The 14056-nt window shown below is 49.3% G+C and carries 12 protein-coding genes; 7 read left to right on the plus strand and 5 right to left on the minus strand.

The genetic code is table 11. The annotated features are described in order from the left end of the window. Positions 1–484: 484 nt before the first annotated feature. On the minus strand, positions 485–2722 hold the full coding sequence (gene purL, locus DDZ15_RS14385) for a phosphoribosylformylglycinamidine synthase subunit PurL (RefSeq protein ID WP_109648025.1): 2238 nt from the start codon (positions 2720–2722) through the stop codon (positions 485–487). 210 nt (positions 2723–2932) lie between these two features. Between purL and DDZ15_RS14390 the strand changes: the two genes are divergently transcribed. The 4 genes from DDZ15_RS14390 (at position 2933) to DDZ15_RS14405 (ending at position 5562) form a co-directional block, all read left to right on the plus strand. Continuing rightward, positions 2933–4102, plus strand: a complete 1170-nt coding sequence (locus tag DDZ15_RS14390; RefSeq protein ID WP_109647820.1) for a cysteine desulfurase family protein — start codon at positions 2933–2935, stop codon at positions 4100–4102. After that, complete coding sequence (locus tag DDZ15_RS14395) at positions 4099–4632, plus strand: LOG family protein (protein WP_109647821.1); 534 nt, start codon at positions 4099–4101, stop codon at positions 4630–4632. Before DDZ15_RS14390 ends, DDZ15_RS14395 begins: the two co-directional genes overlap by 4 nt. A gap of 114 nt (positions 4633–4746) precedes the next feature. Beyond that, positions 4747–5169 carry a DUF1499 domain-containing protein gene (locus DDZ15_RS14400; protein ID WP_109647822.1) on the plus strand — a complete coding sequence of 141 codons (423 nt, stop codon included), beginning with the start codon at positions 4747–4749 and terminating at the stop codon, positions 5167–5169. Positions 5170–5184: 15 nt separating this feature from the next. After that, a complete protein-coding gene (locus DDZ15_RS14405; RefSeq protein WP_146198604.1) occupies positions 5185–5562 on the plus strand; it encodes a hypothetical protein in 378 nt (125 codons plus the stop codon). Positions 5563–5805: 243 nt separating this feature from the next. Here DDZ15_RS14405 and DDZ15_RS14410 read toward each other — a convergent pair whose 3' ends face one another. Next, positions 5806–7689, minus strand: coding sequence for an AMP-dependent synthetase/ligase (locus tag DDZ15_RS14410; protein WP_109647824.1), 1884 nt, complete (start codon positions 7687–7689; stop codon positions 5806–5808). Between the two features lie 170 nt (positions 7690–7859). On the opposite strand from DDZ15_RS14410, the gene DDZ15_RS14415 reads away from it, so the two are divergent. Then, positions 7860–8369 carry a Fur family transcriptional regulator gene (locus tag DDZ15_RS14415; protein WP_109647825.1) on the plus strand — a complete coding sequence of 170 codons (510 nt, stop codon included), beginning with the start codon at positions 7860–7862 and terminating at the stop codon, positions 8367–8369. A gap of 223 nt (positions 8370–8592) precedes the next feature. Here DDZ15_RS14415 and DDZ15_RS14420 read toward each other — a convergent pair whose 3' ends face one another. The 3 genes from DDZ15_RS14420 to DDZ15_RS14430 are packed head-to-tail and all read right to left on the minus strand — an operon-like array spanning position 8593 to position 12836. Then, on the minus strand, positions 8593–9477 hold the full coding sequence (locus DDZ15_RS14420; RefSeq protein WP_109647826.1) for a cell division protein FtsX: 885 nt from the start codon (positions 9475–9477) through the stop codon (positions 8593–8595). Between the two features lie 27 nt (positions 9478–9504). Next, positions 9505–11553: a hypothetical protein gene (locus DDZ15_RS14425; protein WP_109647827.1), complete on the minus strand. Its 2049-nt coding sequence runs from the start codon at positions 11551–11553 to the stop codon at positions 9505–9507. After that, positions 11550–12836 (minus strand): competence/damage-inducible protein A, encoded by a 1287-nt coding sequence (locus tag DDZ15_RS14430; RefSeq protein WP_109647828.1) that lies wholly within the window; start codon positions 12834–12836, stop codon positions 11550–11552. The genes DDZ15_RS14425 and DDZ15_RS14430 overlap by 4 nt, the downstream gene beginning before the upstream one ends. 116 nt (positions 12837–12952) lie before the next feature. Here DDZ15_RS14430 and pgsA point away from each other — a divergent pair, with 116 nt between their 5' ends. After that, a complete protein-coding gene (gene pgsA / locus DDZ15_RS14435) occupies positions 12953–13549 on the plus strand; it encodes a CDP-diacylglycerol--glycerol-3-phosphate 3-phosphatidyltransferase (protein WP_278336133.1) in 597 nt (198 codons plus the stop codon). Next, a complete protein-coding gene (locus tag DDZ15_RS14440; RefSeq protein ID WP_109647830.1) occupies positions 13542–14021 on the plus strand; it encodes a phosphatidylglycerophosphatase A family protein in 480 nt (159 codons plus the stop codon). The genes pgsA and DDZ15_RS14440 overlap by 8 nt, the downstream gene beginning before the upstream one ends. Positions 14022–14056: the final 35 nt, after the last annotated feature.

Genomic DNA, 14056 nt, shown 5'->3' on the forward strand with positions numbered 1-14056 from the left:
TTAGCTGCCATCAATCCGCGGAATAAATTCCGCGGTTAGAATATGCGTCATGCCTACGGCATTGGGGGGGTGGCGAAACTTATCAATATCCATGTGCAGCAGGTAGTTGGTTAAGTCATAAGAAAGTGACAAAAACTCATAATCTAACCCTATCTCAAGTGCCGTCTGGCACGGCATATATCCTTGCCCCGGAATTTATTCCGGGGTTACCGAGTCCCACCCTCCCACTGGAAAGTGCCGTAGGCACGGTCCATGTCTGGTTGCAACCTGGCAGTAAGAAAGCAGAACCTATCCCGGCACCTTATGATCCGTGCCGATGGTACTCAGCCGATTTTTGTGCTCTTTCTCCGCGGAGTGCGCCGTAGGTATCCCAATGGGAAATTCCGCGGTTAGGATATGAGTCATGCCTACAGCATTGGGGACTCAGCTCCCTGAATGGAAATGGATTTGAAAATAATTGCGTCAATTTGGTACAAACGCCAAATCAGCTTCCCATTGCTTTAGGGATGGCCGATTCGTAAACATCAGCCAGGTCACTGACCTTCACCTTTACAGCCGTATCAATAACCAGCTCTGATCCGTTTACAAGGCCAATTTTCACCGCATTTACGGCCGATTCGGACACGGTCTGTTCAAACTTCTGAAGTCCGGATGGAGGAACAGTGACCAGTACTCCCGATTGAGCTTCGCTATAGAGCACTTCATGGGTATCACTCCCAAGTTCCTTAACAGATACTGAGGCTCCTTTACCGGCATGTATAGCCATCTCTGCCAGAGCCGCTGCAAGCCCGCCGTCGGACAGATCGTGGGCTGCATTCACACGCTCTGACTGAATAAGCGTGAGCACCAGCTCCTGTAGCGTCACTTCCAGGTCCAGATCGATATCCGGAGCGTCGCCGATGGTGAGGCCGTGAATCGTTTTCAGGTATTCGCTTCCTCCCAAACCCTTGCGATCGGCTCCAAGATAGTAGATGATATCCCCCTCCTTTTTAAAATCAGGAGTCATCCGGTGCTTCTCTACATCTTCCACGATTCCAAGCATGCCAATTGTAGGCGTCGGAAAAATGGCTCCGTTCGGGTTCTCGTTATAAAAACTCACATTGCCGCCGGTAACCGGTGTATTGAGTGCCCTGCAGGCATCTCCCATGCCCCCGAGAGCCTCTTTGAATGTCCAGTACACTTCGGGCTTATAGGGATTGCCGAAATTGAGACAGTTGGTGACGGCGACCGGTTTCGCACCGCTGCACACTACGTTCCGTGCCGATTCAGCCACTGCAATTTGTCCGCCCTTCCTGGGATTCAGATATACATAGCGGCCGTTGCAGTCGGTTTTAGCGGCCAATCCCTTTTTGGATCCTTTAATTCGAATAACGCCGGAATCGGAATTGCCCGGAGCGTTCACGGTATTGGTACGTACCATGGTGTCATACTGTTCATGAACCCACCGTTTGGATGCGATATTCGGTGAGCCCATCAGCTTCAATAAAATTTGATTGTGGTCATCCGGATGTTTGAGCGATCGCGCATCAAATCCCTGAACATCGTCGAGATAGGCCGGCCTTATGGCCTCACGGACATATTGCGGAGCGCCTCCGCCGAGCACCAGGGAGTCAGCGGGTATATCGGCCTTCACCTCACCCTCCTTCCAGTACGTGCAGCGGTCGCCTTCCACCACTTCGCCTATGACTACGGCATGGAGATCCCACTTGTCATACACATCGATAATTTCCTGTTCGCGGCCTTTTTCGGCCACCACCAGCATACGCTCCTGACTCTCGCTCAGAAGCAATTCATAGGCTGTCATCCCGTCCTCACGCGCCGGCACCTTGTCGAGATCAACTTTCATCCCCTGCCCTCCCTTGGCCGTCATTTCGGACGTGGAGCAAGCAATCCCGGCAGCCCCCATATCCTGCATACCGACAACTGCGCCGGTTTTCAGCGCTTCGAGGCTGGCTTCAAGCAACAGCTTTTCGGTAAAGGGATCTCCCACCTGCACGCTGGGCCTCTTCGCCTCGCTCTCTTCACTGATCTCCTCGGATGCAAATGTAGCTCCGTGAATACCGTCGCGTCCCGTGCTGGCACCCACAATCAGAACCGGGTTGCCGATCCCCTTTGCAATGGCCGATGCCGTTTCGCCCACTTTCACGATTCCCACGCTCATGGCGTTTACAAGCGGGTTGCCTTTGTATGCTTCATCAAAATAGATATCACCGCCTATCATCGGGATACCGAAAGAATTTCCATAGTCAGAAATACCGCGCACCACGCCGTCCAGCAAATACCGAACCCGGGGTGTATCCATCGATCCGAACCGGAGCGAATTGAGGGACGCCACGGGCCGGGCCCCCATTGTGAAAATGTCGCGGTGAATGCCGCCCACTCCCGTTGCGGCTCCCTGGTAGGGTTCCACGGCCGAGGGGTGATTGTGGCTCTCCACCTTAAACGCGCAGGCAAGCCCGTCACCGATATCCACCAGGCCTGCATTCTCTTCGCCGGCCTCAACTAACAGCTGTGCCCCCTCTCTGGGCAGCTTTTTGATCTCCAGAATGGAGTTTTTGTAGGAGCAGTGCTCGCTCCACATCACCGAGTAGACGCCCAGTTCAGTAAACGTGGGAGTGCGTCCAAGATAGTTTTTGATCATATCGTACTCTTCTGCGGTGAGTCCGTGATCAAGGGCCAGTTCGAGGGTTACTTCAGGTTCCTGCAGTATGGTTTTCGACATGGAATTGATAAACATTTTTGCGATTCTGACAAGTTTATAAAGTACGAAAACCTGTCGGTTTTTTGGTACTAAATCCTGACTTTGTTCTTTCTCTTTTTTATTAAACATTCCCGGGCAACATCATCCCCTGCAACCTTAATCTCTCCTGTTTTTCTGAATGGTTTTAAATATTTTGTCCTCTGTCAATCAATAACTATACCCATTCGGCCCATGAATCCAGTTTATTTTGACCATGCTGCCACAACACCTGTTGATCAGGAAGTTCTGGACGCAATGATGCCTTACTTTTCTGAGCATTACGGAAATGCCAATTCAGCGCATCAGTTCGGCAGGGATTGCAAGGTGGCCATTGAAGATTCACGCGAGCAAATTGCTGCGCTGATTGGCGCTGAACCTTCTGAAATCATCTTCACAAGCGGTGGAACGGAAAGTGACAACGCCATTATCAAAGGCGTGTTTGAAGCGCTTAGCCGGGCCGGAAAAACGGAAATCATAACGTCACCCATCGAGCATCACGCAGTAATGCACCCCGCTGAAGCTCTGAAGCGGCAGGGTGCAACCGTTACTTATCTTCAACCCGATTCAAACGGCGTGATTTCGGCCGACCAGGTACAGAATGCGATCTCGGATAAGACCGCCGTAGTTAGCCTGATGCATGTGAACAACGAGATTGGTTCCATCAACCCGATCGGCGAGATTGCTGCTGTTTGCAGTGAGCATAAGGTACCCTTCCATTCCGACACGGTTCAGAGCATCGGCAAGATTCCGGTGAATGTGAAAGACCTTGGATTGAGCGCCCTCAGCATCAGTGCGCATAAGTTGTACGGGCCTAAAGGAATCGGTGTACTCTACGTAAAGAACGGCACGCCGTGGATCCCCTGGCTGCAGGGCGGTTCTCAGGAACGCAGACGGCGTGGCGGAACATCAAATGTACCCGGAGTTGTGGGCCTTGCAAAAGCAATGGAGCTGAGCATGGCGCACATGGACGATATGACCCGGCACTTCAACGTGCTTCGTAAAGCTGTGATGAACGGGCTCAACAAAAAATTTGGCGGAAGATTTGTAATTAACGGTCCTGAAAACGACGGCGTGCCGCATATTCTCAATATAGGCTTTGTAACGTCCGGATCGGACCCGCTTGACGGTGAGATGCTGCTGCTGAACCTGGATATCGAGGGCATCTGCGTGTCAAACGGTTCCGCCTGTACTTCAGGCGCCATGGAACCCTCGCATGTACTGAAAGGAATCGGACAAACCGACGCTATTGGCAATGCCAGCATCCGCGTTAGTTTTGGAAAGCAGAATACCGTTGAAGAGGTCAATTACTTTATCGAAAAACTGGATGGCATCCTGGAACGAATGATGACCACCGTTTCATGAATATTTGCGTTTACTGCGGCTCTTCATCCGGTAAAAACCGGAATATCCCCGAACAGGCACAAAAATTCGGACGGTTGATGGCTGAGAAGGGTCACAATCTGGTCTATGGAGGGTCTTCTCTCGGGATTATGGGTGTTATTGCCGATTCGGTAATGCTTCATGGCGGTGAAGTGATCGGGGTGATTCCCGAAAACCTGTTCAGCAAGGAGGTGGCCCATACCGGAATAACGCGTCTGATCACGGTGAAAGACATGCACCAGCGCAAATCTCACATGGCCGAGCTGGCCGATGCGTTTGTCGCCTTTCCGGGGGGCTTCGGAACCATGGAAGAGTTATTCGAGATCATCACCTGGAACCAGATCGGACTGCTCAAAAAGCCCGTAACGATCATGAACATCGATGGGTTTTATGATAATCTGATCCGGATGATCGACCACGCTGCAACATCCGGCTTCATTAAAGAAAAAAACAGGGACATTCTTCAGGTTGCTGAAACGCTGGAACAGTGCCTTCAGTTCTGTGAACGATAGCCTCAATTCGTTTGCTATTTAACCACATGCAACCCTCAGGACCAATTATGACAGGCGCCATAAGTTAAAAAGGCTTCTGAAGATTGAAACTGAAACAGTGATGATGAATCCACCATGAGTGTATATTTTTTTCTTCAGGGCTCCAGACCTTCGGATCTGAAAAAAGGGTCTGAACATAAATACAGCAGTCCCCTTAAACCCTGCCCTGACTCCCCCAACTGCATACATCACGCCGTAGAATATCGCACTACTCCCGAAAAGCTATTTAAGGAGACACTTACGGCGCTTGAATCGATGAACCCGGAAGACCTGGAAAAAGATTCACAAAGCTTTCAAATAAATTCCGTATTTCGGATCAGATTATTTGGATTCAAGGATGATTTGAAAGCAGTAATCAGTAAAAAAGGTGATCTGAGCATACTTTTTATCCGTAGTTCAAGCCGGGAAGGATATTCCGATCTGGGCGTGAACAGGAGAAGGGTAAAAAAACTGATCAAGCGTCTCAGCCACCTTAATTCATATTCTAACAAACCCTAAATTAATTATACTATCGTGCCAAAGCTCACTATTAACACAGGCATATTGCTTGTCATCCTCGGTTTCGCATCCTATTTCATCACCGGCTCAGCCAGCTTTACCGCTTTGATTCCCTCATTTTTTGGTTTTGCCTTTATCGGACTGGGACTTCTGGGCAAGAGAAGCGAATCGATGCGCAAACATTCAATGCACGGCGCCCTGCTGCTTGCCTTGCTTGGACTCGGCGGCTCTTTCGGGGGACTGATCAACATCATTGGCGCCATTGGCGGTACGATGCCCGAGCGCCTTGAGGCATCCGTTGCACAGGCAGTTATGGCTGTAATCTGCATTATCTTTTTAATTGCGGGGGTTCGGTCCTTTATTGCGGCCAGGAAGAGCAGAGAAGCGGCCTGACAGCATAAAGGAGTGGTTTTACCCCGGAATGCCCATCGGGAAATTTCGGGGTAAAAACATGAACCGTGCCTCACGGCACTTGAGACGGGTTATTTGACAAGATCTGATGCCATAGCAGATCCATGGCCAGCATATCTCCCCTACTCAGTGACATTTTCGCTTCATGCATTTCTTAGGCGAGGTATACCAAATGCCGCAGGCATGGGACATATGGCAGGGCCCGGATGCCGGCACCTATCATCTCTATTTGCTATCCCCGGAAAAGATATCTTCGATCAGGTGGCCGTATTTATCCCGGATCACCCTGCGCTTCACCTTCAGAGTAGGCGTCAGCTCTCCGGTTTCAACAGAAAACTCTTTAGCTAAAAGCCTGAAATCACGAATTTTTTCGTGGGATGCGAGTTCATTCGAAAATGATCGAATCTCTTTTTTATAAAGATTTTTTATCGCTTCATTCTGAATGAGATCCTCCATGCTGCCGTATTCAATATTGTTCTCTTTGGCATGCTTTTCAATAGCTTCAAAGTCGGGTACGATAAGTGCTGCCATGAAACTCTGTTTTTCACCAACCACAACAAGCTGATCGATCCACGGACTGGTTTTAAAGAGATCTTCTATGGGGCCCGGATAGATGTTCTTACCGCCGGCATTTACGATCATATGCTTGATGCGATCCGTAATTTTCAGCCTGCCGTTTTCAAATTTGCCCACATCTCCCGTGTGAAGCCATCCATCATCATCAATCATCTCTTTGGTGGCTTTCTCATTTTTCCAGTAGCCCTTCATGGTATTGGGCCCCCGATTCAGGATCTCCCCCTCTTCAGAGGTAAGGTCCGTCGGATAGTCCTCACCGCTTATCTGTGCAATAATTTTACTGTCGCTGAGCCTCTGAATACCGACCGTCACACCGTTGATCACTTTTCCGACCGTACCCATCTCCTCTTCACCATATCGGTTGCAGCACATTACCGGTGACGTTTCCGTAAGGCCGTATCCTTCCAGGATATTGAGTCCGGCCGCCATAAAGAATGCACCGATATCGGCCGGCAGGGCAGCACCACCTGAAACAAAAAAGCGTATGTTACCGCCGGTTCGCTGTTTAAGCTTATCGAATACTAGTTTGTCGGCCAGTTTTTTCTGAACGCTGATCAGGCCTCGCTCACCCTGCCAGTACCTGCGGCCTACACCAAGTGCCCAGTTGAAAATGGATTGCTGAATGGCACTCCCGTCCTGAACGCTTTTGTTGATCAGGTTGTAAATTTTTTCAAACAGACGGGGGACGCTTACCACGATTGAAGGATGAACTTCAAGCATATTTTTTGCTACGGTATCCACGCTTTCCGCATAGTAAATTTCTGCCCCTCCTGCCATCATTGCATAGTATCCGCCCGTTCTCTCGAATGAATGGCAAAGCGGTAAAAAGGACAGGCAACGGTCTTCCTCTCCGATATCGATCGCATCATGTGCAGCTTTTACATTACTCACGATATTGTGATGGGTAAGCATTGCTCCTTTGGGGCTTCCTGTGGTGCCGGAGGTGTAGATAAGCGTGGAGACGTCTGCCGGAGCCGTTTGTGAGGAACGCTTTTTCAGGGTTTCTGCCATTTTCTCTTCAACCTTTTTACCCTGTTCGCACGCCGATTCATAAAGAGAGACAAAATCATGTTCCATGTAAGAGCTCACTTTCGCTTCATCAAAAGCAACCACATGCTTCAGGTCAGGACAATTTCCAAACACCTCAATCGCTTTTTTAAGCTGAATCCCTGTGGACACAAAAAAGAGCTTTGATTCAGAGTCCTTCAGAATATACTCACACTGCTTGGGCGGGAGCGTGGTGTACAATGATACATTGATGCCGCCAACCATCTGAATGGCAAGATCCACCACCGCCCACTCATACCTGTTTTCACTAAGTATGGCTACCCTGTCGTCTTTTTCTATGCCAAATTGCAGAAGATAGGATGCAACTGCAGTGACGTCATCCCTTACCTCATCCCACGTAACGGTTTTATATTCCGCTTTGGGGTTCGGCTTAAATGCAAAAGCCGTTTTATCAGAATTTTTGTACTTTTCAGCAAGATTTTGATACAGCTCTGTCAGGGTTTCAAATGCAACAAGCGTAGGCATATCGATATAATTTGTTAATGGTAGATATCGTTTAAGATAAAAGTTTACCGCATTTTTAATAGCTTTTAATGACCCAAACCTTTCCGGTATTTTAATGTTTTTTCAGTACACGTGAATGAATCAGGATCGACCCAATAATCAATTTTTGACATAAACAGTTCAATCAGCTTATGGCACATCCGGCCCATGAAGATACAATTCAGCTCGTAAAAGAGATATTTCGCAGCTATCTGAAGGAGAGAAATCAACGGCAGACCCCGGAAAGATTTATGGTTCTTGAGGAAATTTACCGCGCTGAGGGCCATTTTGACGCGGATGATATTTTCTTCAACATGAAAAATGCAGGCACCCGCGTTTCGCGCGCCACGGTTTACAACACCCTCGACCTGCTGATTGAGTGCGGCCTTGTACAGCGGCAGCAGTTCGGAAAAAATCAATATTACTACGAACGCTCCTATGCCTACCAGCAGCACGACCATCTGATTTGCACCGACTGCGGAGTGGTCATCGAATTTTGTGATCCCCGTATCCTCGAAATCCAAAAGCTTATGGAGCAAATCTATGATTTTGATGTGGAAGCGCACTCCCTCCACCTATTCGGGAAATGCCGTGACAGAAAAGCTTGTGAAGAACGCCAGAAAACCGGGGATAAAATCAAGTCACTGAGCAGCAGTAACTGATTCAGCATTATCGGCTGCAGTGCCAGGGTTAGAAATCCATTTACTGCCAAACGATATCCGCATCTCGTGCCCTGAGCCCGTCCTGTGCCAAAACTTCTGGCAGCAGGCCTGTACTGTACCCTATACCTTGTAGCCGGCGCTGTCAGAATTCCTGAAAGGCACAGGAAATGCTGACAGGCCTCTCGCACCCTGTAGCCTGCGGCCTGTACCCCGCTCTCATCGGTCAGGTATAGACCCGGGTTTCCCTGATAAACCGCCGTGCAGCCCAGCGGCTTCCAAGCCATCCCATGAGAACAGCCAAAAGCACAACACCGGCCACAAGATAATACCACCGCCCAAACGGCCATGAAAGCACACCAAGCTGAGGAACAAAGGCAGGAACTGCCAGGCTGAAGATGAGAACGATCAATAATCCCGCAAGCGATCCTGCAATAAGCCCCTGAAACATGCCTTCCACCAGGAAAGGGCGGCGGATGAATCCGTTTGTGGCTCCCACCAGTTTCATAGCCCGAATCAGGTCTCTCTTGGCGTAAATTGTAAGCCGAATGGTGTTGAATACCAGGATCATCGCTACAAACAGAACAAAGATACCGATTACGGAGCCCGTCAAAAGGATCACCTCGGTTCTGGACTCCAACAGCTCCAGCAGTGCACGGTTAAACCGTACCTCATCCACACCACTGTAGCCTGCTATTTCATCGGCAAGCTCTGACACCTGGCCGGCATCCGAATCACTGTTAACCTGAATTCTGAAGCTTGCGGGCAGGAAGTCGAGTTCTGCCAGCGTCTCAGCACCCAACCCAAAATCCTGCTGAAATATCGCTGAGGCGCTGTCGCGCGAAATGTAGGATACTTCTTCCACGAACGGCCGGCCTTCAATACGGCTTCGAAGCTCCCGGGTCGTTTGGTCATCAATATCTTCCAGAAATACTTCCACCTCAATTTGCTGCCTCAGAAGCTGAGACACTTCATATGCATTAAATCCGATACGGCTTAATACACCGATCAGCAAAACGGCTACAAAAAGAGAAAACACAGACGTGAAAGCTGCCAGCCTTGCCCTGCTAAGGCCTGCAACACCTTCCCTGATAACATATCCAAGGCTCATTCTCTAAGGCTCCTACTCTAACATTAATTAATTGGTGAATAATATTCGCAAACCCAGCATAAACCGTCTTTCCGGCATCGGGTAACCGGTGGTTTCAAAGTAGCCTGCCTGATTCATCCGGTCAAATATATTTTCCCATTTCAGCAGCAGCATAAACCACCGGATACGTGCCGATACATCCAGGTCGGCCCGATAATAGGAAGGGTTGAAAAACGTATTTGTTCCCCCTCCCTGAAACCGGTTGATATGGGTTGCATGCTGCCACCTGTTAAGGGGCACCAGATACTCTGCTGTGCGATAAGCATTCGGTGAAAACAGGCCTGAAATTCCGGCAGTAACAAATGCGGCCCGGTTGAACACATAATTCTTCCAGTACAGGTGCCCTTTAAGCAACGATCTTTCACCCGCACTGCCAATCAGCGTATTCACGGGGCTCTGCGAGTCTGACAGATACTGCTTCAGGGTGGCAGAGACTTCACCCTCAAATATTCGGGTATTCAATCCGGCCCACACGGTTGCACTCAGCATCCTGTACAGATCCGCATTTACAAATTGTCCTGATGGATCCACAAAAACCGCTGAATTTGTTTCTCTCCAGTCCCCGCGCAGTCCAAATGAAAACCGGCCCAACAATCCTGTTTTAAGCTCACCTCCAATGCTGATCGATTCTTCATCGTTCAGCCCGGAGTTACCTGAAAAATCGTCCGCTTGCCAATAGAGTGCCTGCAGGTCCGGTGCTTTGCTCAGCAGACCGCCGTAGACAGATAGTTCGGTACCGCGAAAGGGGGTCAGTGTCAGCCTGCCTGATAATTCCCCCGTATTTCCGGCTTCTCCCAGGGTCTCCAGGCTTCCATTCAGGTAAAGTGCCAGCCGGCTGAAAATTCGCTGAGACGCGTCCATGTCAAATCGCCAGCCGAGCCACGAGCTATCTGAAAGATTCTGTTTTTCGGTTTCAAATAGGTAGTAAGCCCGTCCTGTGCCTTCAAGCTGAAAATCACCCGTACGGAGTTGCTTCCGGGCATAAATTTCTGCCCGGTTGAAGACAGTGGAAACTGTATCGGCCGTATAGCTGAGAGACCATTTGTCCGTCTGATAATGCAAACCCAGTTCCGTTGACACTTCCTCATCGGGCCTGCCCCTGTGATGAACCTGCAACCAGATATCACTCGATGTACTATTGGATTCTGCACCGGGCTGATTGGGTGTCTCCGTAAAGCGGTTGAATGCAAAAAAGGCAGGATCACTAACCGAATAACCAAACGACTCCCTCCGGTCGATTGCATTGTTCAGATAACCTGCTTTAACCATCCATAAGGGATTGATCTGATGGTAAAGCAATGCTGCAGCCTGCCGGCCCTCAAGGTCCGACCGCGGGTAACCAATTCCATCACGCCTGTCCCAAAAAGAGAGCTCCAGGTTCGTATGCTGTCTCACATTCTGTGTGAAAACAAAGTCCAGGTTTCTGTAATTATATTTTGATTCATCGAAATTAAGGTAGGTGCGGGGCTTTGTGAGGTAGTAGTCTTTAAGCCTGACTCGTGATCGGTACGCCGTACCGTAGGCATCTTCCCGGAACATGTAAATTTTTTGTGTGGGCAGCCTGTTCCAGTTCATGTTTCCCGTAAGCGGATCGTTCAGCCTCAGTCCTTCCATTTCCAGCTGCATATGGCGTGTTTCGAACGCGTGAAGTTCAAGCGCATCAAGCCTGCCGGTGGTTCCCATCCTGTAGGTTATCACCCCCTTTTCATCATGATACCGTTCGAAGAAGTTGACCATATTTATCCAGCGGATAGTGCTGTCGGTCTCGGCCGTACGAAACGCCGGAGGTGACGTATAGGTCCAGAATATGATGGGCTCCAGCGGCTCTTCCTCGGGTTCCGAATCGGCATTCAGTGTATCTGCAAAGGCAGGGTTTAACGTGTCAGGAAAAGCCGCATTGAGTGTATCGGGAAAAGCCGGTTGTACCTGCTGAACGGTATCAGGCATCGACCGGCTCAGGGTATCCGGCTGAACGGGCGGTATGGTATCCTGCGGCTGGATTAAAAAGACCGATATGAGTACGGCAATCAGGTTCAAAGAGTCACCGGTTTCAGATTATAGGGATAACCATCCAGTCCAAGCAGCCTGCGGCGAACCGTTTCAAGAACAATGGTGACCGTTCTCTCTTTGTTGAGCAGTCGGTCGCTGGTCAGTACCGCCTTCAGCGCAAACCGTTCATCCCCGATCCGAAAACCCATCCATACAGTTCCGACCGGCTTCTCCGGCGTACCGCCGCCCGGGCCTGCAATTCCCGTGGTTGAGACCCCGATATCCGCATTGAAATGCCGTGAAACGCCGGCCGCCATCTGTATTGCCACCTGTGCACTTACAGCTCCGAAATTGTCCAGGTGCGTCTCATTAACCCCAAGCTGATTTACTTTGATATCGTTTGCGTAGGCCACGATGCCGCCTTTCATATACCGGCTGCTTCCCGGAATATCGGTGATTCTGTTTGACAATAATCCACCCGTACAGCTTTCAGCCGCCGCGAGGGTCAGGTTTTGTTCGGCAAGCATTTCACCGAGAACATCTGCCAGTTCAAGGTCACGGCCTTCGCCCCAGATAAGATCACCAACCTGCTCGTACAATTTTGACTCAAGCTTGTCCAGCTTCCTTTTCGCCGATAGCTCATCCTCTGCGCTTGCACTGATCCGGATGGTAACTCCTGCGGCACCGGGCAAAAAAGCGGCACTGACCCCATTATTCAGATAACTTCCCAGGTCGCCGATCTGTTCACTCAGGCTGCTTTCCGGAACCCCGGACGTTTTAAAATACCGGGTAACCCAAACATCCTGTCCCGGAAATTCAGCCTCTGCTTTTTCCAGCACCCGCTTTTCCATCAGAAAAGTCATCTCATGCGGTACACCGGGCAGAACTGCTGCCGCATTTCCATTATGCTTAAACCAAAGCCCCGGTGCCGTACCCTTATTGTTAAAGAGAACCTCACACCCCTCAGGTATCATAGCCTGTTCTGCGTTCGACCGGCTGAATGTGAAGTTGCGGCGCTTGAAAATATCCCTGATATGCTTGATAACCCGGTCGTCTTCAACCATATCCGAACCCAAAAGATCAGCAACCACTTTTTTTGTGATATCGTCATGCGTAGGCCCCAGGCCACCCGTGGCGATGGTAAGATCTGCATATGACGTCGCTTCTTCCAGCTTTGACTTGATCAGCTCATAATCGTCCGGTATCGTAAATACCTGTTCCACGCGAAAACCCCATTCGGTGAGCATCGCCCCAATGCGCGATGCGTTTGTGTTCACCGTATCACCTATCAATAATTCATTGCCGATAGAAATAATGCACGCTTTTCTCATAAGAGATGAAAATAGGAGTTTCGGATGCTTGTATGAAATTTTTAGAGCGAACGACCCAGATAGAAAATCAACGGGTTCACTTTCAAATTGTTTGTTAAGAATGTTTACCTTTCAGCGTGAAACGTTTACCGAACATATTGAGCAGTTTTCGGATGGCGATGGCCCCTGTCTTTTTGCTACTCTACATCCAGGATGACATCTGGCTGAGGGGAATTAGTCTGGTTATTTTTGCCGTTGCCGCACTCACCGATTTTTTTGACGGTTATATTGCCCGGAAGTACCGGGTTGAAAGCAAGTTCGGGATTTTTCTGGATCCTCTCGCAGACAAATTTCTGACGATAGCCGGGTTTGTTTGCCTTCCTTTTCTGAGCCCGGAGCAGTTTCCCTGGTGGGCTATTGTGCTTATTGTTATACGAGATCTGGGCATCACCGGGCTTCGCATTTTTGCTGACAGACGGAACCTGACCATGCAGACCCGTTCCTCTGCAAAAGTCAAAACAGCCATACAGATGATTTATTTATATACAGCACTGCTCTTTGGTTTTCTTGTGCTTTTCGGGGGAGGTTTTGGAGAGATGGTTCGGTCTGTTTACGAACTGGATCTGTTTTACTGGGGTATGATCGCAGTTACAGCAATCACCGTCTATTCCGGCATTGAATACCTGGCTGTTAACAGAAAAATGTTTGTTACTACTGCGGGAAAGAATGCTTAGCAGTCCCAAAATACTGACCGGTACCTTATTGGGTATTGGATTTCTACCAAAAGCTCCCGGAACCTGGGCAAGCGCGGCAACGCTACCGTTGCTCTATTTTTCCTGGCTTTTATCTCCCATGTGGGGAATTCCTGCATTTGCATTCATCGCCATCATTCTTTCGCTATGGGCTGCCGATCACAATATTCATGAATTTGGGGATGATCCTCCAGAGTTTGTTATGGATGAATGTGCAGGCCAGGCACTCGTATTTGTACCAGTTGCGCTTCTTCACTCATCTTTTCCGGATCTCTTCCACTTATTTACAGGTTTCTTCTTTTTCAGGGTATTTGATATCCTGAAACCGTTCGGAGTTGACCGTCTTCAGAAATTACCGGGAAAATTTGGTATATTGGGTGATGATCTTTTGGCGGGTTTATATGCTACGATCTGTACGGAACTGATCCTTACGCTAAAGGCTACCCTTTTCTAAATAAATATATCCATAACAGACGCTTAATTTCAGTT

The organism is Rhodohalobacter mucosus (assembly GCF_003150675.1).
Lineage (GTDB): Bacteria > Bacteroidota > Rhodothermia > Balneolales > Balneolaceae > Rhodohalobacter > Rhodohalobacter mucosus.